This is a genomic window from Haloferax denitrificans ATCC 35960 (assembly GCF_000337795.1).
Classification (GTDB): Archaea; Halobacteriota; Halobacteria; order Halobacteriales; family Haloferacaceae; genus Haloferax; species Haloferax denitrificans.
In genome coordinates this window covers 333,413-355,389 of the sequence record NZ_AOLP01000008.1, presented here as the reverse complement: position 1 = coordinate 355,389, position 21,977 = coordinate 333,413, and the positions used below count along the sequence as shown (strand labels likewise).

Genomic DNA, 21,977 nt, shown 5'->3' with positions numbered 1-21,977 from the left:
GCGTCGCCGCCTTAGCTCTTTGCTCCGCTCGCTGTCCGGTCGGAAACGGTCACTTTTCACCCACTCCGACGCGAGTGGGTGGGGTGATTTTTTTAACCCCGCCGTGTCTCTTCAGCAGTGAGAATGAATCGCACAGGAGACGAGGTCCGGTCGCCGATAGTCCGGGTCTCGGGAGCCGGACGAACGGAGCACGGCGAGCGCGTCTTGAGCACCGCACGCGCCGCCGCCGACTCCGTTCCGGTCCTCCGAACGGGACCCACCGGAATCAGCGAGTACGACCCGTTGGTTCTCGCGACCGAGTCGGGGCGGACCGCGTTCTTCCCGGCCCCGGAGACATCGAGGGTCCGAGATATCGTCGCCGACGTGGAAGCGGGAGCGTTACCGACGGACGGTGCCGCGGCGGTCGTCGACCACGACGCCGAGACGACGACCTTACCGGTCCCGTCGGGTGGACCGCTCGCAGTGGGTCAGCGACGCGCCCTCGGTCCCTGCGGGTGGGTCGACCCGCTGGACCCGGCGGCGTGTCAGTTTCGCTCGCTCGACAGAGACGCGGGCGCTATCGCGGACGCCGGCCTCGTCGGTCGAGGCAGGGGCGACGCCAGCGTCGACGAACCGGTCGCAGATGCCTGGCGACGCGCGCGAGAGATCGACGGCGACCCAGTCGTCGTCGTGAACGCGAACGACGCGGACGACCGCCAGCGGGCGGACCGAACGCTCCTCGCCGGGTCGCCGATGTCGGTGCTCGACGGGGTGGCGGCCGTCGCCGAGTACCTCGACACGACCGATGCGGTCATCCACGTCGCCGAGACCGACACCGAACTTCGAGCGCGTCTCCAGCAGGCCATTGACGCCGCCGCGGACGAACTCCCGGTCGCTCCGGTGGTCGTCGCAGGCCCGGACGAGTACCGCGCCGGCGCGCCGACGGCGGCGCTGGAAGCCATCGAGGGCGCGGACAGAATCGAGCCGCGTCTCCAGCCACCGTCGCCGGCCGAGTACGGACTCTACGGTCGCCCGACGGTTATCCACACGCCGCGGACGTTCGCCCGGGTACATCTCGCGCTCTCGGACACGACGGAGTCCGACGCAGACGGCTCCGCCTCGACGACGCGACTGCTGACTGTCACCGGCGACGTGGCCGCACCCGCGACGATAGAGTTGGACACTGACGCCCGCCTCTCGACGGCTCGGGACGCCGTCGAACTGGAGGGCTCGTTCAAGATGGCCTGCGTCGGCGGGGTGTTCGGCGGGGTCACTCGGACGTTGGACGTGACGCCGACCACAGCTGAACTGACCGCGGCCGGCCTCGGAACCGAAGGCGTCGTCGAACTGTTGAACGACGAGCGGTGTGCGGTCGCCACTGCCGGAGAGCGAGCGCGCTTTGCGTCGGAAGCCAACAGCGGGCGGTGCGTGCCGGGACGGGAGGGAACCGTCCAACTCACCGAACTGGTGCGAGCGGTCTACCGTGGCTCGCTCGACCGGGAGAAGATACGCGAACTCGGTCGGGTCATGACCCGGTCGAGCAACTGTCGAATCGGGGCTCGTGCCCCGCGCCCGGTGCTGACTGCGATGGACGAGTTCGAATCGAGTTTCGAAGCACACGCGAACGGCCGCTGTCCGAGCGGCGCCTGCGCTGACAAACTATGAGCACTGACGACCCACTTCCGGGCGTTCCGGAGATAGACGACCCACAGCACGAGACGCCGGTCACGGCGGAGTTCGAGACCGGGACCGCGAACGACCCGCCCGTCGGAACCGACGGCGAGCGCCCGACGACGGTCACCGTCAACGGGACTCCGGTCACCGTCCCGCCGGGTTCGACCGTCATCGACGCCATGCAAGCCGTCGACGACGAGGTTGTGAGCGTGGACCCCGGTGCCGACAGTCTCGACGAGGACGCCGACGTTCCGGCGCTCTGCTACTACGACCGCGAGGGCGACGCGAGCGACGAAATCGGCCCTCGGAGCGAGTGTCGAACCTGCATGGTCGAGACGGACGAACACGGGGTCGTCCCCTCCTGTTCGTTCCCGGCGACGGACGGCCTGACCGTCGAGACCGACACGTCGGCCGCAGAGGAGTGCCGGAGCGTCAACCTCGACCTCGTCCTCTCCAACCACAACCTGCGCTGTACGACCTGCAACGGGAACGGCCGGTGCGAGCTACAGGAGACGGCCATCAGCGAGGGGGTCGACCACCCGCGCTACGGCGTCTTCGACGACCGTAGCGAGTACGAACCGCTCGACGACAGCTCCTCGTTCATCCAGATCGACCGCAACAAGTGTATCCTCTGTAACCGGTGCGTCGAGGGCTGTAACGACGTGCAGGTCGAAGGAGTCCTCCGTATCGAGGGGTCCGGCGAGGACACCCGAATCGGCTTCCAGTCCGACGCCGAGACGATGGCCGACTCCGACTGCGTCTCCTGCGGGCACTGTGCCACGGTCTGTCCGACCGGTGCCCTGACCGAGAAGGACATCGGTGGCGCGGGGACCCTCCCGCTCCCGGGATTCACACAGCGGAACTCCGTGGGGCGAGTCATCGAACACGAGGACGTAGAGACCCTCGACGACACGACGGCACCGAACCGCTCGCCCGTCCCCGGGAGCGCGGGGAGCGCCGGTGTCGAAGCCGAGGCGGGACAGGACGGACGGAGCGGCGTCGCCCGATACATGGCCCAGAGCAAGCGCCGAGCGTCCGACTTCCTCGGGGAGTACGGTCGGAAGGCCATGCTCGCGGGCGAACACACCGCCGAGAACATCGCGGCCCGAACGTTGCCGGAGGGTCGGCTGTTCCAGGTCGCGTCGCTCGTCAGCGACTACCGGCTGGGCAACCTCGACAAAGCGGAGACGACCTGTGGGTTCTGCGCGGTCGGCTGTCGGTTCGAGATGTGGGGGAAAGACGGGAACGCCCTCGGCGTCCAGCCCGTCGAGGACCCGAACACGGCCCCGGCCAACAACTTCTCGACGTGCGTGAAGGGGAAGTTCGGACACGAGTTCGCCAACAGCGAAAAGCGGCTCACGAGGCCGCTGATTCGAAACGAGAACGGCGAGTTCGAGACGGCGTCGTGGGACGAGGCGCTCGACTACGTCGCCGGCGAACTCCGCGATATTCAGGACGAACACGGCGTCGACGCGGTCAGTTGCCTCGCGTCGTCGAAGGGGAGCAACGAGGAGGCGTATCTCGTCCAGAAGTTCGCGCGGCAGGTGCTCGGCACGAAGAACATCGACAACTGCGCCCGGCTCTGTCACTCGTCGACGGTGGCGGCGCTCCAACAGACGCTCGGGTACGGCGCGATGACGAACCGCATCAACGAGGACATCGGCGAGGCCGACGCCTACCTCATCAGCGGGTCGAACACGACCGAGTCGCATCCGGTGTTGGCGACTCGCATCAAGCAGAACGTCCGCGACGGGGCCGACCTCGTGGTGTTCGACCCCCGGAAAATCGGCATCGCCGAACACGCCGATCAGTACACGAGAACGACGCCCGGCTACGACGTGGCGTGGCTCAACGGCCTCATCCGCTACCTCGTCGAGCACGACCTGCACGACGAGGCGTTCATCGAACGGCATACGAAAGGGTTCGAGGAGGTCAAACGGAAAGTTCAGGCGTTCACTCCCGAGAAAGTCGAGGAACTGGCCGGCGTCTCGCCCGACGAACTGAGGTCGGCCGCCGAGACGCTCGCCGACGCCGAGAACGTCGTCTTCGGCTGGGCGATGGGCATGACCCAGTCCAGTCACGGCACGGAGAACCTGCTGGCGATGGCCGACCTCGCGCTCACGCTCGGGCAGGTCGGGAAACCGGGTGCCGGGCTGTCGCCCTTCCGCGGCCAGAACAACGTGCAGGGCGGCGGCGGCGACATGGGAACCCTGCCCGGGAGCCTGCCCGGGTATCAGGACCCGGCCGACGACGAGGTCGGCGAGAAGTTCGCCGAGGCGTGGGGCGAGCGCCCGCCGACAGAACCCGGCCTCAAGGTGCCGGAGATGCTCTCCGAGGCCCACGAGGGCAACCTCCGCGGGATGTACATCGTCGGGGAGAACCCCGCGCTCTCGGAACCCGATATCCAGCACGCCGGCGAGGCGCTCGACAGCTTGGACTTCCTCGTCGTACAGGACATCTTCATGACCGAGACCGCAGAGCACGCCGACGTGGTGTTGCCGGCGGCGACCTCGCCCGAGAAACACGGCACGTTCACCAACACCGAGCGTCGCGTCCAGCGGGTTCGAGCGTCCGCGAAACCGCCCGGAAAGGCGCGTCAAGACTGGGATATAACCCAGGAACTGGCGGCCAGACTCGGTTACGACTGGGGCTACGACCACCCGCGGGAAGTGATGGACGAGATTAGCGAACTGGTCCCCATCTACGGCGGCGTCAGCTACGACCGTCTCGAATCGGGCGACGAGCACGGACTCCAGTGGCCGTGCTGGGACGAAGACCACCCCGGGACGCCGTACCTCTACGACTACGAGGAGGGGAACTTCAACTTCGACGACGGGCTGGCCCGGTTCGTGCCGGCGGACGGCGGCCACCCCGGCGAACTGCCAGACGAGGAGTACCCCCTCACGCTCACGTCCGGGCGGGTCCTCTACCACTGGCACACCGGACAGATAACCCGACGCGTCGAGGGCCTCATGAGCCACGTCGGCGAGAGCTTCATCGAGGTCAGTCCGACGACGGCCGCGGAACTCGGCGTTTCGGACGGCGAGTACGTCAGGGTTGAGTCCCGCCGCGGCGACATCGTCGTCAAGGCGACCGTGACCGACCGCGTCGGCGATGGAACGCTGTTCATCCCGATGCACTTCGCGGCCGGCGCGGTCAACAAACTCACGCAGGAGACCTTCGACCCGCAGGCCGGCATTCCGGAGTACAAAGTGTCGAGCGTGCGCGTCGAACCGCTCGGACCGGACGCCGACCCGGACGTGCTTCGGACTCCGGACGCGGGCGCTGGGAGCGCCCCACGCGGCGACGACTGATTGCCGCGAGCGTTTCGCCGCTTGGTGCGTCTTCAAATCGGTGCGTGAACGGGTGCGACCGACTCCGCGAACGACGACTCGTTCTTCACGAGAGCACGGCGCGTACGGTTGTCCTCGACTGCCGAGTCAGGTGCTTCTCATTACCCGTTCGAAGTTGTGTCAACACACGTATTTGATGGACAGGTCACGATGGAGAAGTCGAATCGGAGGTTCTCGACTCTCAGCGTCGCTCATCGCCCGTCCAGCCCCTGTGTGTATCGATTATCTCCGTGCAACAGACTGCTAGCTTCGACCCCGGGTGGTGTCGAGGTCGACGTGCCTGCCGTCCAAGCTGTCGACCTCCGCTTTGAGAGAATAGCGCAAGACAATTCAGATGACTGCACCCCTTGCCACCACACGGTCCGGGGCCTCCAGAACTGTCCTCGTCGCTCGGTTCACCGCAGGGGGTGTTCGAAACGGGAGAAGTACAGACCGTGAATCGGATGAATACGTGGTTCTCATACGGGGTGAATCACCATCGACAACGGGTTTCGGACACCCAAGAAAAGTCGAATGAGTCCGAAATCCGCGGGTTGTCGCACCCAAATGGCCGGGGGAGTATTGTGTAGTAGAAGCTATTCGAATGCACTTACCGAACGGGATACCCGCTCGATGGACGAACACAACTGCTTTGTGCTAATTAAGGTATGACAGAGATAAGTACATCTATTCATTTTGTTATGTGTCGCGAGTGACTCGAAGCGTCGGACGTACTCGCTCGACAGTTAAGACTAACAATCGAGTCGGGTTGACTGCCGACGACGAGCGAAATCGAGTTTATCCGGCCCGTGGCCTGTCGCGGAACGTGCCGCGTCGACGCGACTCGTGGCCGGAGTGCCGTTCGCCCGGACCGACGCGCGTCGTGACTACTCTTCGATAGCCGAGACGAGCGTGCCGTCGGCGTCGAATTCGAGGCGTCGACGGTCGCCAATCTCGACGTCGTCTCGTCCCGATAGTTCTTCGAGGACGGGCTCAGAAGCCAGCATCGTCCCGGGTTCGAGGGTGTTTGTGATGCGGCCGATGCGCATCTCACTCAGGTCGGGAACGCCGGTCATCGATGCCGCGAGGATAAGGGCCGTCGCGTCGCAGGGGACGACGAACGGAATCTTCGAGCGCTCGGGCTCGCCGCTCGTGGTGATGTTGACGTACATGTCCTCGAAATTGATCGTTTCGACGAGGGATTGGTTGACGTAGTCGGCGAGGCCGATGCCGATTGCGTTACCGTGTGACTCCGGTGTGACCGACCGAACGTAGATTCGCGTTATCTCCGGCGAGTTCACTTCGGGCTGGTTGTGGAACCAGACCCGGCCGACGACGTTCGTGTCCATCCCCGTCCCGCTGATGTTCTTCCCCAGTTCGTCGACCATCAGGAAGTCCAACTGGTCGACGGGGAGCGAAGGGAACAGCTCTTTCGACCGTTCGAGCAGTTCCGTCTCGCGTTCTGGGAGTTCCTCTGCGGGGACGCCTTCGATGAAGGCGGCGCGCTCGTGGTCGTTTTCGACGACGGCGATGCCGCCGACGATATCGGTCTCGTCGAGCAGTATCCGCGCGCGTTCGGGGATGACCTCGTCGAAGCCGCGAGCGATTGCGGCGTTGTGCATGTTCTCGGCACCGCGGTGCTTCCCGAGCCCGACGACGGCCATCTTACAGAGCCCGGATTCGATTGGACCGCGGTAGTCGGTGTGGAGTTTCACGCGGTTCGCGAGGAGGATGGCGTCGGCTTCGAGCGCGTCTTTCGCCGCGTATATCGGCTCGCCGTTCGGGTCTTCGGCGACTCGCTCGACGGCCATCGACGAGCGGACCTCACAGCCCATCGACGCCTCGGTGACGCCGAGCGAGGCCAGCGTCTGAACCTGACCGTCCGCGGTCGCGCCGCCGTGGCTCCCCATCGCGGGCATGATAAACGGGTCGAGGTCCCGGGTTTGGAGTTCCTCGACCACCGCCGCGAGGACGGCCGACATGTCGTGAATCCCGCGACTTCCCGCCGTAATCGCCACCGACGACCCCGATGGAAGCGTCTCGAACGCCGGTATGTCGTCGACTGCCTCGACGGCGCTCGCTCGGACGTCGTCTACCTCCGGTGGGTCCGAAACCGAGCGGACGGTCGCGAAGGCTGGAAGGTCGTCGAGCGTGGCGTCGTTCACCGCTTCGAGTCGCTCTCGGCTGGGGAGGTCGAGTGTCACCATCTGTGCCTGAGTCCCGTGTTCACTTTTCGTCCATGACCGCGACGACGGGGACGTCCGCGCTCAGGAGGACCGACTGGGTCGTACTGCCGAACAGCGCCTTCCCCACCGCCGTTCGCTTTCTCCCGCCGATGACGAGATACGACGCGTCTAGCCGCTCCGTCTCGCCCAGCAGTTCGTCGACGACTTCACCGACGAGGCCGCGCGTCTCGACGTGTCCCGGTCGGTCAGTCGTCGCTTTGACCACGGACCGAGCCACCGATTCGGCGTCTTTCTGGCCGTCCTCGACCGTATACCCCGCTTGGTGGACGTCGTCTCGCTCTTCGAACTCTTTCTGGTTGAGGACGTTGACGACGACGAGTTGGTCGTCGTACGCGTTCGCGAGGTCTTCGCCAATCGTCACGACGCGGTCCGGTTTCTGCTCGCCATCGACTGCTGCCAGTATCGTCATCGTGTGCCATGTCTTCTCATATGTACATAAATCTTGACGCCTCGCGCCGAGTCGTGAGAACATATAACTGCCACCGGCGGGAGTACGAGACGATGACAGACGGAGCACGACGGTTCGATGGTGTACACTGCCCGCTCGTCACGCCGTTCGACGGGGGTACGGTCGACCACGAAGCGCTCGGAGCGCTCGTCGACCACGTCGTCGATGGCGGCGTCGACGGACTCGTCCCGTGCGGGACGACAGGCGAGTTCGCGAGTCTCGACGACGCCGAGTTCCGGGCGGTCCTCGAAACCACGGTCGAACGGGCCGCCGGCAGGCCTGTGATGGCGGGCACCGCGGCGACGAGCGTCGCGGCGACCGTCGACCGAATCGACGCCGCGGCCGAGGTCGGCGCAGACGCCGCGCTCATCACGCTCCCGTATTTCCACGGGTCGAACGACCCCTCCGGTGACGTCGCGTTCGTCGAGTCGGTCGCCGACGAGAGCGCACTCCCGCTGTACCTCTACAACATCCCCGCCTGTGTCGGCCGGTCGCTCGGCGCGGACGCCGTCGTCGACCTCGCCGAGCACGGCGCTATCCGCGGTCTGAAGGATTCGAGCGGCGATTTGAACTACTTCTCGGAGCTCCTTCGACGGACTCCAGACGCGTTCCAACTGTTCGAGGGGTTCGACAGCCACCTCGTCCCGGGGCTCGTGCTGGGCGCGACCGGGGGCGTCAACGCGCTCTCGAACGTCGTCCCCGAAGCGTTCGTCGCCGCCGCGACCGCGGCCGACCGCGGCGACGTCGCCGAGGCGCGACGAATCCACGAGCGACACATCGCGCCGCTGTTCCAACAGTGCGTCGAACACGGCTTCGCGCCGGCGACGAAGGCGGCCCTCCGCGCCCGCGGCGTCCTCGAAACGGCCGAGGTCAGACCCCCGCTCGTCGCCCTCGACGGGACCGCCCGCGACGAGATTTCGTCGCTCGTCGAGACGACCGTCGCCGCGTATCGCTGACGGCGTTCGCACCCTCACATTCTCCGGTCACCGTGGGCTCGACAGCGACTCGGAGGCGATGCGAAATCCGTCCGAGGAGCTACGCGACAGCGTCGCAGACCGAGGGGAGAGTGTCGGGGCGACCGAACGGCGGGCGCGCCGTCGCAGTGTCACTCGCTCAGAGTGGTACTGTGGTCCAAAGCCTCGACGGCACCGTCGGAGAGGTGGAGCGCGTCGACGCCGGCGACCAGGTAGTCGACACCCCAGTCGAGTCGGGTCTCCCGCTCGGCGGCGTCGGTCGCGAGAGTTCCGACCGCCACCTCTGCGTCGGACGCGGCCTCGACAACGCGGTCGACCGCTTCGAGGAAGTCTCCGTCGTCCCACTCTCCGAAGCGGTCCATCGACATCGAGAGGTCGACCGGTCCGATGAACACGCCGTCGATTCCCTCGACCGCCGCGATGGCTTCGGCGTTCGCGACCGCGCGCTCGGACTCCAGTTGAACGTACCTCACGACGGTCTCCTCGGCGGACTCGACGTGCTCGCCGAGCGCGCGTCCGTACCCCGTCGCGCGGCCGAGGCCGAGCCCTCGCGTTCCCGCCGGCGGATAGCGACTGGCGTCGACGACGGCCGCGGCCTGTTCCGCCGTCTCGACCATGGGAACGAGCACCCCGGTCGGGTCGAGGTCGAGCGTCCGTTTCAGCGTCGCGGGGTCGTCGTCCGGCACCCGGACGAGAGTTTCCGTCTCACCCGGTGCCGCGTCGACCGCGCGGACCATGTTCTCCATCGTCTCGTACGACATCGGCGTGTGTTCCGCGTCCAAGACGACGAAGTCGTATCCGACGCCGGCGAGTAGCTCCGCGGTGCTTGGGTGGGGAATCACGGCCCACGTTCCAACCAACTGGTCCGGCGACTGGCCGGCGCGTTTCAGCCCATCGTGTTCGACCATGTGAGCACTCTCGGATTTCGAGTAGGTATAGCTTCGCAATACTCGGGGGGGGCAAGCGGTCGCCTCACGCCTCAGTCGCACAGGCGTAGCCGGCGTCTGCCGCGCTCGCGCGGAGCGACTCGCCCGCACTGACGAGGGCGCTCGCGTCTCCCGCGACGTTCCCCGATTCGACGCGGCTGGTTATCCGCGCGGCGACCCGACACTCCGCGGCGTGCAGGTCGGCTTCGAGTGCGGCGACGCGTTCGCGCTCGCCCGTCGCCGACGCGTCTTCCCGGACCGCGCCGAGCTGTGTCGATACCGTCTCGGAGAGGAAGACCGCCTGTCGCCCGTGGGTGGTGAGCTTGTCCGCGTCGTCGCGGTCCCAACCGATTTCGACCGCCTCTTCGCCGAGTGAGTCGACGAGGAACGCGGCCTTGTCGAGCGTGGCGTCGGTCGCGTCGTATCCGGGGGTTGCCACCGCGCGCGTGTCGTAGCCGACGAGGACGACCCGTTCGGGTGCGCTGTACGCGTCGGCCGGATAGGCCGCACCCACGACGCCGCCGGCACCGAAGACGAACACCACGACGAGCGCGAGCCCAAGGAACGCCCGCGGCGCGCCTCGAACTGGCTTGCGGGCGAAGAAGGGGTGACTGCGGGTTCGTTCCATCGTCAGCGACGCGACGCGCTCGACGAGCGACGCCAGCGAGTGCGTGTTCTGCGACGCCCCCGTCACGACGAGGCGGCCGTCGCTGGCGACGCGAACGAACGAGTTGTGGAACCCGGTGTGGCGAACGTTGAGGCCGCGCCCCTCACCGAATCTGTCGCGGCGACACTCGTCGTACTCGTCCGCCGCCTCGACGGCCGCTTCGATGTCGCTGAGTGCCCGCTCGGCGTCGCCCACCGTATCGGCCGAGACGAAGATGGAGTCGCGCTCGAAACTGAGTCCTGAGCCGTTTCGTCGGTACTCGGCGAGCCGTCGGAGCGCGAACTTCGCGTGTGCGGCTACCAGCGGAATCGTCGGGAGGAGGGCGACGGCGACGAGCGCCGTGACGTACCCGTCTCTCGAAGCGGGGCCGAGGCCGTAGTGGAGGCCAACGAAGGCGAGCGCGACAGAGAGCGTCAGACAGCCACCGACGACGAACCCGCGGAGTTTGTTCATCTCGTCACCCCCCGAGGAACGTCTGTTTGAGGCGACCGAAGAGCCCGACTTTCCGCCGCTTACTCTCGGCTTCGAACACCGGTCCGAGTTTGGTGACGAGGTCCTCGTAACTCTCGAATCGGTCCACCTCGGCGTCTCCGAGTAGCTCTGCGAGCATGATGGAGTTCCCGTCCGCGTCCACCTGCACGTTCGCCAACGCGTGCTCGCGCTCCATCCGGCGAACTGAGACGGGGTACTCCCAGCCCGACTCCTCGACGAGAGCGTGAACCGCGTCCGGTCCGTGTGTCATGTTCGTTCGTCTCGTTTCTTCGACCATAAACCTTTCATGGGGTGGTCGGGGGTCGCGGCCGTCGACGGGTGGCCTCGTCGAGCAACGCGTCGACACACCGGTACCCGAGCCGACTCCCCGACGGGGACCGCACCTCCGAGAGGAGCGGTCGAGACCAGACGGTCGTCCGGTCTCTCGCGAGGGGGTCGCCGTCCGGCGTGGTCCCACTGACGATGAGCGTGTACTGACCCCACCGTGCGACCGTCTCGTCGCGCGGTGCAAACGTCGATGCGACCGACTGCGCGGCTTGCCGAGACGGCCACAGGCTGATTCCGAGTGTCAGCCTGTGGCCGGACGGTGGCACGTACATCGCCGCGTGCCGCGCAGTCGGGGCGGGAGGCCGGTCCATCTCGGCGGTCGGGTCGGACGCCGCCGAAGTCCGTTGCCACCCGTCGAGTCCGCCGGCGCTCGCTCCCGGCACGACGGCCGGGGCGAGTGCCGACGGGTGAACGTTTCTCGGTGGAGAGGGACATCCGAAGGCCGAGTACGAGACCGTCTCGGCGTCGGAAAACGCGGTTTCGGTACCGTTCGCACCCGCTCGAACGACGCTCTCGGACTGCGGTCGCGCCGTCGTCGCGGCTTCCGCCTCGCGCTGGTCGGCCGTCGCAGTGGCGGGGACATCCGCGACCGATGGCAACCCGCCGTGGGCGAGGACCACGCCGAGGCCCGCAAAGAGCAGTACCACCACGACAGCGACGACGGTGCCACCCGTTGGCGTCGCCCGCCAGTCGACGCCGCGCGCGTCGTCGTCGGGGCCGAATCGCGGCGAGCAAAACCGGTCCGCCGAGGGGTCGAGATAGCTCACGAGTATCTCGGCCGACCGCTCTCTGTCGACCGCGTACCGAACGATATCGAGTAACTCGGCCGCGTCGACGACGCCCGGGTCGTCGGACAGTCGGGACGTGACGACGACATCGCCGGCGACCGTCGGCGGAGGGCGGTGACACACCACGAGGCGACGCGTGGTGCGCCCGTCGTCGACAGCGACGGTGGTCCCCTCCCGCGTCACGGACCGACCGCGTTCGACCCAGAGGTCAGACACGAGTCGGGCGAACGTCTCCGCGTCGAGACGGCGCAGTCGCGCCGAGAACCGACGCGCGTCGCCATCGCGGTTCCCGGTGAGGCGGCGCATCGGACGATTAGAGGCGCGCTCTGATGTCTTCGACGACCGCTTCGGTGGTGGCTGACCCACCGAGGTCGGGGGTTCGCGGTGCGTCGGCGTCGGCGAGTTGCGACTCGACCGCGCGCCAGATGTCACGGGCGACCTCGCTCTCGCCGAGGTGGTCGAAGAGCATCGAAACCGAGAGGACAGTCGCGAGTGGGTTGGCGATTCCCCGCCCCGCGATGTCCGGGGCGCTCCCGTGGACCGGCTCGAACATCGACGGGGAGTGACCCTCGACGTTGATGTTCGCCGAGGGGGCCATCCCCATGCTCCCGCTGACGATAGCGCCGATGTCGGTGAGTATGTCGCCGAAGAGATTCGACGCCACGAGCACGTCGAACTCGTCCGGTCGACGGACGAGGTCCATCGACGCCGCGTCGACGAGCAGGCGTTCGACGGTCACGTCGGGATAGTCGGCCGAGACCTCCTCGACGACTTCGTCCCAGAACACCATCCCGTGTGCCTGTGCGTTCGACTTCGTCACGTTCGTCAGCCGGCCCTCGCGCGACCGGGCCGCCTCGAACGCCGCACGGACGATTGTCTCGGTCCCTTGGCGGGTGTAGACGGCCGTCTGCACCGCGACTTCGTGCGGGTAGCCCCGATGTTCGTGACCACCCGCATCGGCGTACTCGCCTTCGGTGTTCTCCCGGTAGACGACGAAGTCGATATCGCCCCCGTCGTATCCGCGGAGCGGGCTCTCGACGCCGTCGAAGAGCACCGAGGGGCGCTTGCAGACCTGCTGGTCGAACGCCTTTCTAATCGGGAGCATCATCCCGCGGAGCGTCACGTGGTCCGGGATGTCCGGGTGTCCGACGGCACCGAGGAGAATCGCGTCGTACGGTTCGAGCGTCTCGATGGCGTCGTCCGGCATCATCGACCCCGCTTCGAGGTAGCGTTCGCTCCCCCAGTCGTATCGCGTCGTTTCGAGTTCGAACCCGCCCGCGTGTGCGGCGTCGTCGAGGAGCGGCCGCGTCGCATCGATGACTTCGACGCCGATACCGTCCCCCGGAAGAATCGAGATGGAGTATGTCACACACGAACGTCGCCGAGTGAGAGCAAAAGCGTTCCCCCGCGGAGGGAAATCCGACGGCGTCGCTCCGGCGTGAGGCGGGTGGTCGCGGTCCGTTAGGCTTCCGATTCGATCATCTTCGGCGACGATTCCGCTCGTTCGTGCCCGTGGATCAGCGCTTCTTCGGTGTTGCGGTCGAACAGGTGGAGGTCGGCTTCGTCGAAGCTCACCGTGATGACGTCGCCCTCTTCGGGTTCGACTTCGGACGGGGCGCGGAGGCGACACTCTTTGCCCGCGACGTCGAGGTAGATGAAGTTGTCAGAGCCGATGACCTCGACGACGTCGACGGTCGCCTCGAAGGACCGTTCGTCGGGGGCCGACGGGTCGACGTTGAGGTTCTCCGGTCGGACGCTGAGGATGTATTCGCCCTCGCCGCCGACGAGGTCGACGAGCGAATCCGAGACGCTGTAGGTGAACCCGTTGCCGACGAGCGTTCCGGTCCCGTCGCTTGCGACTTCGAGGTCGACGTCGAAGAAGTTCATGCTCGGACTCCCGATGAAGTCGGCGACGAACGTGTTCGCCGGGCGGTAGTACACCTCCTTCGGCGAGCCGACCTGCTGAAGCTGTCCGTCGTTGAGGATGACGATTCGGTCGGCCATCGTCATCGCCTCTTCCTGGTCGTGGGTGACGTATATCGTCGTGATGCCGAGTTCGGAGTGGATGCGCGACAGCTCCGTCCGCATGTGTTTGCGGAGTTGGGCGTCGAGGTTGGAGAGGGGTTCGTCGAACAGGAACACCGCCGGTTCGCGGACGATAGCGCGACCGGTCGCGACGCGCTGTTGCTGGCCGCCCGAGAGGCTACCGGGCTTTTTGTCCAGCAGGTCCTCGATACCCATCATCTCCGCGGCCTCGACGACTCGCCGGTCGACCTCCTCGTCGTTGAGGTCGGTGCTCAGGCTGAGGCCGTACCCCATGTTGCCGCGAACGGTCTTGTGGGGGTACAGCGCGTACGACTGGAACACCATCGCGATGTCGCGGTCGCGGGGTGAGACGTTGTTTACCGGTTCGCCGTTGAGGCGAAGCTCCCCGTCGGTAATCGATTCGAGTCCGGCGAGCATTCGCAACGTCGTCGACTTCCCGCACCCCGACGGGCCGACGAAGACGACGAACTCGCCGTCGGGGATGTCGAGCGACAGCTCCTCGACGGCGATGATTGGGCCGGACGTGTCTTCGAATACTTTCGTAATGTTGTCAAATTCAACGCGTGCCATGGTAACGTACTGTGTGATTGGTTTGTCGGTCTGTTATTTATGCGTGTCCCCGAAGTGGCGGACGGTGGCCGCCACTGAACCCCGCCGCTTCAGGCACCTCCGAGGCCTTCTCCGACGTACCGCTGTGAGAGGCCGTAGAAGACGACCGGCGGTGCGACCAGTAGCACCACGGCCGCCATGAGGATGTTCCACTCGCGGAGCACGTCGCTCCCGAGGATGAAGTGAATCGCCACGGTTGCGGTTCGGACGTCTTCGTCGCTCGTGAGGACGAACACCCACAGGAAGTTGTTCCACGCCGTGAGGAACGAAAAGAGGGCGGCCGCGCCCACCGCGGGTGCCGAAAGCGGGAGGACGATGCGGAGGAACGCACCGATTTCCGTGTGCCCGTCGATGAGCGCCGCCTCCTCGATGTTCTCCGGGATGCCCTGTCTGAAAAAGCCCTGTAACAGCCAGATGGTCTGCGGCAGGACGAAGATAGACAGCGCGATGATGATGCCCGGCAGGGTGTTTATCAGTCCGAAGACGTAGAACACCTCGTACACCGGGATGGTGATGACGATCCAGGGGAACATAATCGTGAACACGGCGGTGTAGAACAGGAGCTTCCGCCCGGGGAAGTCCAGCCGTGCGAACGCGTAGGCGCCCGGAATCGAGAACACCAACGAGATGAGCGTCGCCGATACCGACACGATGACGCTGTTCTGGAAGAACGTCACGAAGTCGAACTGGTTCCAGATGTCGGTGTACGCTGTGAGCGTCAGGGCGTCCAGCGCCGGGAGGTAGCCCGTCTCGGGGTTAATCGCGGCGAAGTTCGTCAAAAGCGACGTTCGGACGACCCAGAAGTACGGCGTCAACGCGAAGAGCGCGAAGACTCCGAGAGCGGCGTACAGCAGGTATCGACTGCGGCGAGTTTCGTTAATCATGGTTAGACGTACAGCTCCTCTTCGTCCTTGATGACGGTCACGTAGAAGATGGCCGCCGTCATGGAGACGAGAATCATGGCCATCCCGAGCGTGTACGCCCGCGAGAACTGCAGGTTGACGTACGCGGTCTCGTACGTGAGGATACTCATCAACATCGTCCGAGTCCCCGGTCCACCGCCGGTCAGCTCGAACGGCTGTGCGAACTCCGCGACGTTCCACGCGGTGCGGAGCGCGAGGATGATAATCGTCGGCGTGACGAGGTGGGGTAGCGTCACGTCACGGAAGCGTCGGAGACGCCCCGCACCGGCCAGCGCCGCCGCCTCGTACTGCTCGCGGGGAATACCCACGATGGCGGCGGCGTAGATGATGCCGGCGTACCCGTAGTCGTGCCACGACTGGGCGACGATGAGGGAGACGTACGGCCAAATCCCGTCGGCGAGGAACGACGGCGCCTGAACGCCGAGGAAGTCCGAGATTATCATGGGAAGCATCCCGAAGTCGCTGTTCAGGAACCACATCCAGATGACACCTCCCGCGAGCGGCGCGGAGAAGTACGGGGACATGATAATCGCGCTCGTCCAGTCTCGCCACCGGCTTCGAAGTTCGCTCAACAGCAGGGCCGCGACGAGGCCGATGACCAGTTGCAGGAGCGTCGTCCCGAAGACGAAGGCCAACGTCCAGCCGAACGCGAAGTGAAACAGGTCGTTCGTCAACAGCCACGAGTAGTTTTCGAGACCGACGAAGCTACCGGCCTCGCCGAGTCGGGTGTTCGTGAACGTCAGGAAGACACCTCTGACGATGGGGTAGTAAAACAGGATTGTGAACATCACGAACGTCGGGACGATGAACAGGTAGCCAATCCAGTTCTCCCGGACCCGGTCCATGAGCGTGGTCTCCTCTAGCCCATACTTCTGTCTGATGTGTTGTGCGGTCTCTTGTGACATGGTATCGTTGTATTATAATATCGTATAAAACCGTTTGGGGTGCCCTGTCGAGGAGTCTCCCTCCGGCCTACTGCGCCAGGCGGTCCTGAATGCGCGAGCGGACGAGCGACGGCGTCTCCTCGATGGAGTGCTGTCCGGCGATGGCCTCGCTTATCGTCTCGTTGATGTCGGTCCACCGAATCGGGTCGGTGTCTCTGACGTCCCAGGACGCACCCGTCGTCGAGTACTGCTTGCCGTAGGTGTCGGCGTTCTTGTAGGCCTGCTCGGTGCTCTGTGCGAGTTCGTACTCGTCGAGAATCTTCTGCAGTTTGGGCTGGAGTCCGGGGAGCGACTCGTAGTGTTCGCCCCACGCGGGCAGGACGAACTCGTCGTCGCCGAGGAGGAACATGTTGAGGTCCCACGCGGCGTTCTGTTCCGCGTCGCTCGCGTTGAACAGCGTCTGTTGCTGTTCGAGCGCCCACATGTGGCCGCCGTGTTCGCCCTCGACGCCCTCCAGTTCGCTGATGCCGAAGTTGCTACCGAACTCGGCGTCGACCTTCGGGTGCGGAAGGAGCATGAAGTCGCCCTCGCCGTCGTTCCAGCCGAACTGGACGTCCTCTTTGATGGCGCGCCAGCGGTTCGCCGTCGGGACGGCGTAGTTGAACGACGCGACCTTGCCGGTCAGCATGAGAGACGGAATCTCCTCGTCACCGCGCTGGGCGGACTCCGAACTGCTGAACTCGTGGGCCATCTTGACGCAGGTCTTGATCATGCCGTCGGTCTTGCCCTGGTCTTCGTGGTCCTCGTTGGCGACGACGATAGTCGGGTTCTCCGGGTCGTCGCTCTGACGCATCCACGGGTCGGTACCGCCGGTGTACGCGGTCCGCGCGTACCCCCAGTAGGATTCGAGGTCGCCGGGGACGCCGGTTTCCTCGTAGGCGATGGCGTCGGTCTGCTCGTCGATTCGACGGACTGCGTCGAGGAAGCCGCTCCACGTCGAGAGCTCCGAGGCCGGGTCGCTGACGCCGACTTGGCTGAACAGCTTCGGACTGATTCCGAGGTTACTGTTCGTGTGGCGCATCCCGCCCGCGGACCAGTACTCACCGCGGTACTTCGCGGAGTCGAGGTTCGCCGCCGTGTAGTCGCCGGGGAGTCGGTCCGTCCCCTCGATGAACGGGGAATGGTCGGGCACCTTCCCGTCGAGGTAGAACTGGAGACCGCCACCGCCGGACTCGGCCATCGTCGGCGGGTTCCCGCTCGACACCGTCGAGGCGAGCTTCGACCGGATGTCCCCGTAGGACGCCGTCTGCATCTTCACCGTCACGTTACCCTGCTGTTCTTCGAAGGTGCTGAGCGACTCCTGGAAGTGCGACTTAATCGAAGAGTTCTCGGCCGCCTGTGCGTTCAGGTAGTCGATGGTAATGCTCTCGGAACCGCTGGAGTCGGACCCCGAATCCGTGTTCGAGTCTGACCCAGAGTCCGTGTTCGAGTCGGACCCGCTATCGTCGGTGTTCTCTCCGCCGCCACCAGTACAACCCGCGAGCGCACCGAGTGCCCCGACAGTCGACGCGGCCGCCGCCGACTGCATGAATCGTCGTCTCGATGGCTGGTTGTCGGTCTCGTTGCTGGCGTCTTCACTACGTTCACCACTGCCCGTGCCACTACGTGACATTGTGGTAAGGTCAACATACAGGAGGGGCTTAAATGTTTCCCCATTATTGCCGAATTATCATATACAATCCGAGAATGCCATTGTGTGGCAGTCCCGTACACTTATGATGAGTGACCGTCGACAGGACGATTATGGACTCCGACGCACGGCACGCGCTCCTCGCCGACGTCGACCGCGTGTGCGACCTCGTGGGGACGACGCTGGGGCCGTTCGGGACGAACAAACTCGTCGTCGAATCGGGCGGGCGTGTGACCACGACCGCTTCGAGTACCCTGCTCCTCGAACGCCTCGAACTCGACGACCCCGCGACGACCCTTCTCCGGGACGCGGCGACCGACTTCCGTGACGAGTGGGGAGACGGCTCGACTCGGATGGTGCTGTTGACGGGTGCACTGCTCAGCCAAGCGGACGACCTCATCGAACGGGGACTTCACCCGACGACCGTCGCACGCGGGTTCAGAGACGCGTTCGACATCGCCAGCGAACGACTCGACGCGCGTGCCCGCCCGCTCTCACTCGTCGGTGCCGAGCGGGTCGCGGAGACCGCACTCACGGGGACGCGGAACCCGGCCACTCGCCGACGTGTGAGCGAAGCCATCGCGAGCGCCGTCACGAACGCGGCGGCCGACGACTCCGTCGACGGCGGTCGGACGAACGTCGACGTGGTCGCGCGAATCGGCGGCGTCGGCGACACCGAACTCGTCGACGGCGTCGTCATCGAGACGCCACCGGTCTCGGATGCGATGCCCCGTCGACAACGAGACGCGGGCGTCGCGCTCCTCTCGTCGACGGTGGACGTCCCCCGACTGGGCGGGGCCACCGACTCGTCCAAACAGTCGATTTCCCTCGACGTGGAGTCGTTCGAAGACCGGGCGGACGTCGGTGCGTACGAGCGCGACGAGTTCCGACGGATGCTGTCGAACGCCGCCGACGCCGGGTGTCGGTTCATCGCGACGCAGGGCGCAGTCAACGACCGCGTGAAGACGCGGGTGGCGGACGCGGGACTCACCGCTATCGAGCGCGTCGACGACGACGACATGCGGCGTCTCGTTCGCAACACCGGTGGGCGGGTCGTCCCCACGCTCGAAGACGTGACTCCCGAGACGATGGGAGCCGCCGACGTGGGGTTCGAGCGACTCGCCGGACGGGAGTTCGTCACCGTCGAAGGGACCGCCGAGCGGATGTACACGCTCCTGTGTCGGGCACCCGACCCGCGGTCGGTCTCGGCGTTCGAAGCCAGTGCAACGAGCGCGATTAGCGCGACGTTTCAGGCGCTCGCCGACGAGCGGGTCGTCCCCGGCGGCGGGGCGACGGAAATCGACCTCGAACGGTCGGTTCGGGAGGCCGCACGCGGGACCGCGAGCCGCGAACAGCTCGCGATGGAGGGGTTCGCTCGCGCGCTCACGGAAATCCCGCGAGGGTTGGCCGCCAGCGCGGGACTCGACGGCTGGACGAGCGTGCTCCGCCTGCGCGTCGCCCACACGGAGGACCGCTCGTCGATGGGCGTCGACGCGCTCTCGGGCGAGATTCGGGACGTTCTCGACGCCGACCCGGTCGTCGAACCCCGTCGCCTCCAGCGTGCTATCCTCGGCGCGGCGACCGACCTCGCGGTCCAACTCATCCGAATCGACGGCCAGCTTTCCGCGTCGAACCTCGCGGACGACGAACCGTCGCCGCCGGTGCAGTAACCGAACGGTCGGTCGTCACTATCTCTGTTCTGCGGGGGTTTGAAAATCGCGTTCGAGCTAGTCGTGTTCTATCTGCGGGTCGAGTTCGTCTAAATCGAGACCGGGCGAGACGACGGCATCGATGGTCGAGAGCTGTTCCGACGTCGCCACGGCGCTGTCGAGCGCCTGTGAGAAGACTCGACGAGGCTCGACGACGCCGAGTTCCCACGCGTCGGCCGGTTCACCTCGTGTAACGTCGAGGCCGACCGGTGCCGGGTCGGCCGCCGCGTCGGCGTGTGCGGTTCGAACGGCCGCGACGACTTCGAGCGGGTCGTAGCCGGCGTTACGGGCGAGCGTCCGCACGAGCGATTCGCACACGTCGGCGAACGCCTCGATTGCGAGTTGCTCTTTCCCCCGGACGCCGCCCGCGAACCGTCGAAGGTCCCGAGCGACCGCGAGCGGTGCCGCGCCAGCGCCCGGGAGGACCTGTCCGTCCAGCGCCGCAATCGCCGTCGTCTCGACGGCGTCTTCGACGAGTCGCTCGTGAGCCGTCCGCCCCTGTTCGGTCGGCGTCCCGACGACGACGGTGAACACCGACCCCTCGCACTCCCCGATGGTCGTCCACTTCTCGTCACCGACTCGTCGCTCGGTCACGCGCCCCGCTCGGCCGAGCTTCGACTCGTCGAGGTCGGAGACGTGGCCGACGACCTGTGCGCCCGTCGCACGGGCGACGCGGTGGATATCCGATTTCGGGTACTGCGCCCGGTCGACGACCGCGACGCCCCGCGATTCGAGCGCGGTCTTGACCGCATCGTCGAGTTCGGCGCGCACGACGAGCACGTCGACACCGAGGTCGGCCACGCTCGCCGCAACGTCGTCTATCGCGTCGGTACGCGCCGCCGTGTAGGCCGCCACCGACCCCGCAGAGCCGAGCGAGACGGCCGCGCCGCCGCTTCCGAAGTTTGTCGCCGTCGCTTCGACATCGATGTCGCGTTCGAGGACGGCGATTCTGGCGTCCGACAGAACACCCTCGACTGACGGTGTCCAGTCGAACGAGAGCCGGCTCTTCTCGCTCGTCTCGTGTGCACCCGGTCGCCGCCGAATGACGTGACCGCGGACGAGTTCGACCCCGTCACCTGCGCGCGTTCGCACGCTGACGTCGTCGGTGTCGAACCACTGTCCCTCTGTCGACCCCGCGAGTTCGGCGACCGCCGTCGAGACGACGTCCGCGTACGCGTCTCGACGGGACGGCGAGAGGTCGGTCGTCATCGACGTCTCGGCGACCTCGCGAAGGCGGTCGCGGTCGGTGGGGGATATCGGGCGGGCGAGGTCGTCGAGCACCTCGCCCGCACGGTTCGCCGCCATCGCGTATCCGACAGTCAGCGTGCCCTCGTGAAGGCCCGTTTCGGCGAGTCGCGCGCCCTCGTCGACGAGGCCGGCGGCGAGGAGTGCGGCGGTCGTGGTCCCGTCGTGGAGTCCGCGCCGGACGGAGTCGAGTCCGTCGACGAACAGCGCGGCAATCGGGTGAACGAACCCGTCACCGCGTTCGATTGCGTCGAGGAGTCGACCCGCGTCGGCCGTCACGACGGTCTCGGGCACCTGTTGCCCGTCGACCGTCTGCACGAGCGATGTGGACCCCCGGGGGCCGTAGGTCGAAGCGAGGAGAGACTCGACCGCACGGGTCGCCCCGACGACGTACGCTCGTGCCGCCTCGTCGCGGGCGAGCCAGTCGCCCGTCTCCGCGTTCGTATCGTGAGCCATAGTGTGCCGCAACGTACCACAGTATATAAATCTATGTCCTGTTCTCCGGCTCTCACCTCGACAACCAAGTGACCGAGAGGTGAGTCGAGGGGGGCGAGACCACACGCTGTCCGGTTCGTCGGCGTCGGAAACGCGAGAATCTCCCGCACCACCCGCCGTCCTTCTAGAGGACCCGGTTGACGAAACGGCGGGCACCACACGGAGTCAAATCCGCACCCATACCCGTTCGCGAAATTCGTGCGACAGTATCGAACAGGGGGCGGCCGTGGAATCGAACGTCGTTGATTCGGTCAGTCGACGGCCCGTCGAAAACCGCCGGACGGCTCCGCTAGTCGTTACTCGAAAAGACGCGTTGGACGCGGTCGAACGGCGATTCGGAGTCGCCTCCACGGAACCGTCTTCATCGGTCCTGCCAACGGCCGTTTATCCATGGTGAACGTGAGAATCGTCGACGTCTGAGTGAGATTGACGGCGACGCGCCGATTGCGAGACCAAAATATGTGTACGTTCAGTGGGTTTCTTCGCGCCTCGACCATGAACTATGATTATAAACTCACGACAC

Annotated in this window: 16 protein-coding genes; 4 read left to right on the top strand and 12 right to left on the bottom strand. The window is 65.9% G+C overall.

Going from position 1 to position 21,977, the window contains the following annotated elements; translation table 11 throughout:
- Positions 1–123 precede the first annotated feature (123 nt).
- Together C438_RS06980 and fdhF are read left to right on the top strand one after the other, a co-directional pair.
- A complete protein-coding gene (locus C438_RS06980) occupies positions 124–1,644 on the top strand; it encodes an NADH-ubiquinone oxidoreductase-F iron-sulfur binding region domain-containing protein (RefSeq protein WP_049917825.1) in 1,521 nt (506 codons plus the stop codon).
- On the top strand, positions 1,641–4,967 hold the full coding sequence (gene fdhF / locus C438_RS06975) for a formate dehydrogenase subunit alpha (RefSeq protein ID WP_004968632.1): 3,327 nt from the start codon (positions 1,641–1,643) through the stop codon (positions 4,965–4,967). The genes C438_RS06980 and fdhF overlap by 4 nt, the downstream gene beginning before the upstream one ends.
- 905 nt (positions 4,968–5,872) lie before the next feature.
- On the opposite strand, the gene C438_RS06970 is transcribed toward fdhF, so the two are convergent.
- Entirely contained in the window at positions 5,873–7,192 is a 1,320-nt protein-coding gene (locus C438_RS06970; RefSeq protein ID WP_004968631.1) for a hypothetical protein, read from the bottom strand.
- A 19-nt stretch (positions 7,193–7,211) separates the two neighbouring features.
- Complete coding sequence (locus C438_RS06965) at positions 7,212–7,640, bottom strand: universal stress protein (RefSeq protein WP_004968630.1); 429 nt, start codon at positions 7,638–7,640, stop codon at positions 7,212–7,214.
- Positions 7,641–7,732: 92 nt separating this feature from the next.
- Here C438_RS06965 and C438_RS06960 point away from each other — a divergent pair, with 92 nt between their 5' ends.
- Positions 7,733–8,635: a dihydrodipicolinate synthase family protein gene (locus C438_RS06960; protein WP_004968629.1), complete on the top strand. Its 903-nt coding sequence runs from the start codon at positions 7,733–7,735 to the stop codon at positions 8,633–8,635.
- 149 nt (positions 8,636–8,784) lie between these two features.
- Here the strand turns inward: C438_RS06960 and C438_RS06955 are convergent, their stop codons facing one another.
- The 9 genes from C438_RS06955 to C438_RS06915 all read right to left on the bottom strand — a co-directional run bounded on the left by C438_RS06955 (position 8,785) and on the right by C438_RS06915 (position 17,987).
- Positions 8,785–9,561, bottom strand: coding sequence for an HpcH/HpaI aldolase family protein (locus tag C438_RS06955; protein ID WP_004968628.1), 777 nt, complete (start codon positions 9,559–9,561; stop codon positions 8,785–8,787).
- Between the two features lie 64 nt (positions 9,562–9,625).
- On the bottom strand, positions 9,626–10,699 hold the full coding sequence (locus C438_RS06950) for a hypothetical protein (protein WP_004968627.1): 1,074 nt from the start codon (positions 10,697–10,699) through the stop codon (positions 9,626–9,628).
- A gap of 4 nt (positions 10,700–10,703) precedes the next feature.
- Positions 10,704–10,988 carry a hypothetical protein gene (locus C438_RS06945; RefSeq protein ID WP_049917846.1) on the bottom strand — a complete coding sequence of 95 codons (285 nt, stop codon included), beginning with the start codon at positions 10,986–10,988 and terminating at the stop codon, positions 10,704–10,706.
- Positions 10,989–11,022: 34 nt separating this feature from the next.
- Entirely contained in the window at positions 11,023–12,159 is a 1,137-nt protein-coding gene (locus tag C438_RS06940) for a hypothetical protein (protein WP_004968625.1), read from the bottom strand.
- A 7-nt stretch (positions 12,160–12,166) separates the two neighbouring features.
- Entirely contained in the window at positions 12,167–13,222 is a 1,056-nt protein-coding gene (locus C438_RS06935) for an isocitrate/isopropylmalate dehydrogenase family protein (protein WP_004968624.1), read from the bottom strand.
- Between the two features lie 92 nt (positions 13,223–13,314).
- Positions 13,315–14,469 (bottom strand): ABC transporter ATP-binding protein, encoded by a 1,155-nt coding sequence (locus C438_RS06930; RefSeq protein ID WP_004968623.1) that lies wholly within the window; start codon positions 14,467–14,469, stop codon positions 13,315–13,317.
- A gap of 89 nt (positions 14,470–14,558) precedes the next feature.
- The gene (locus C438_RS06925) at positions 14,559–15,392 is read right to left on the bottom strand and encodes a carbohydrate ABC transporter permease (RefSeq protein WP_004968622.1); all 834 of its coding nucleotides are present in this window, start codon (positions 15,390–15,392) and stop codon (positions 14,559–14,561) included.
- A gap of 2 nt (positions 15,393–15,394) precedes the next feature.
- Positions 15,395–16,336: a carbohydrate ABC transporter permease gene (locus C438_RS06920; RefSeq protein ID WP_239640662.1), complete on the bottom strand. Its 942-nt coding sequence runs from the start codon at positions 16,334–16,336 to the stop codon at positions 15,395–15,397.
- Between the two features lie 67 nt (positions 16,337–16,403).
- Positions 16,404–17,987, bottom strand: coding sequence for an ABC transporter substrate-binding protein (locus C438_RS06915; protein WP_229722648.1), 1,584 nt, complete (start codon positions 17,985–17,987; stop codon positions 16,404–16,406).
- Between the two features lie 131 nt (positions 17,988–18,118).
- Here C438_RS06915 and C438_RS06910 point away from each other — a divergent pair, with 131 nt between their 5' ends.
- Complete coding sequence (locus tag C438_RS06910) at positions 18,119–19,675, top strand: TCP-1/cpn60 chaperonin family protein (protein ID WP_004968619.1); 1,557 nt, start codon at positions 18,119–18,121, stop codon at positions 19,673–19,675.
- Between the two features lie 57 nt (positions 19,676–19,732).
- Here the strand turns inward: C438_RS06910 and C438_RS06905 are convergent, their stop codons facing one another.
- Entirely contained in the window at positions 19,733–21,415 is a 1,683-nt protein-coding gene (locus C438_RS06905; protein ID WP_004968618.1) for a TCP-1/cpn60 chaperonin family protein, read from the bottom strand.
- Between the last annotated feature and the right edge of the window lie 562 nt (positions 21,416–21,977).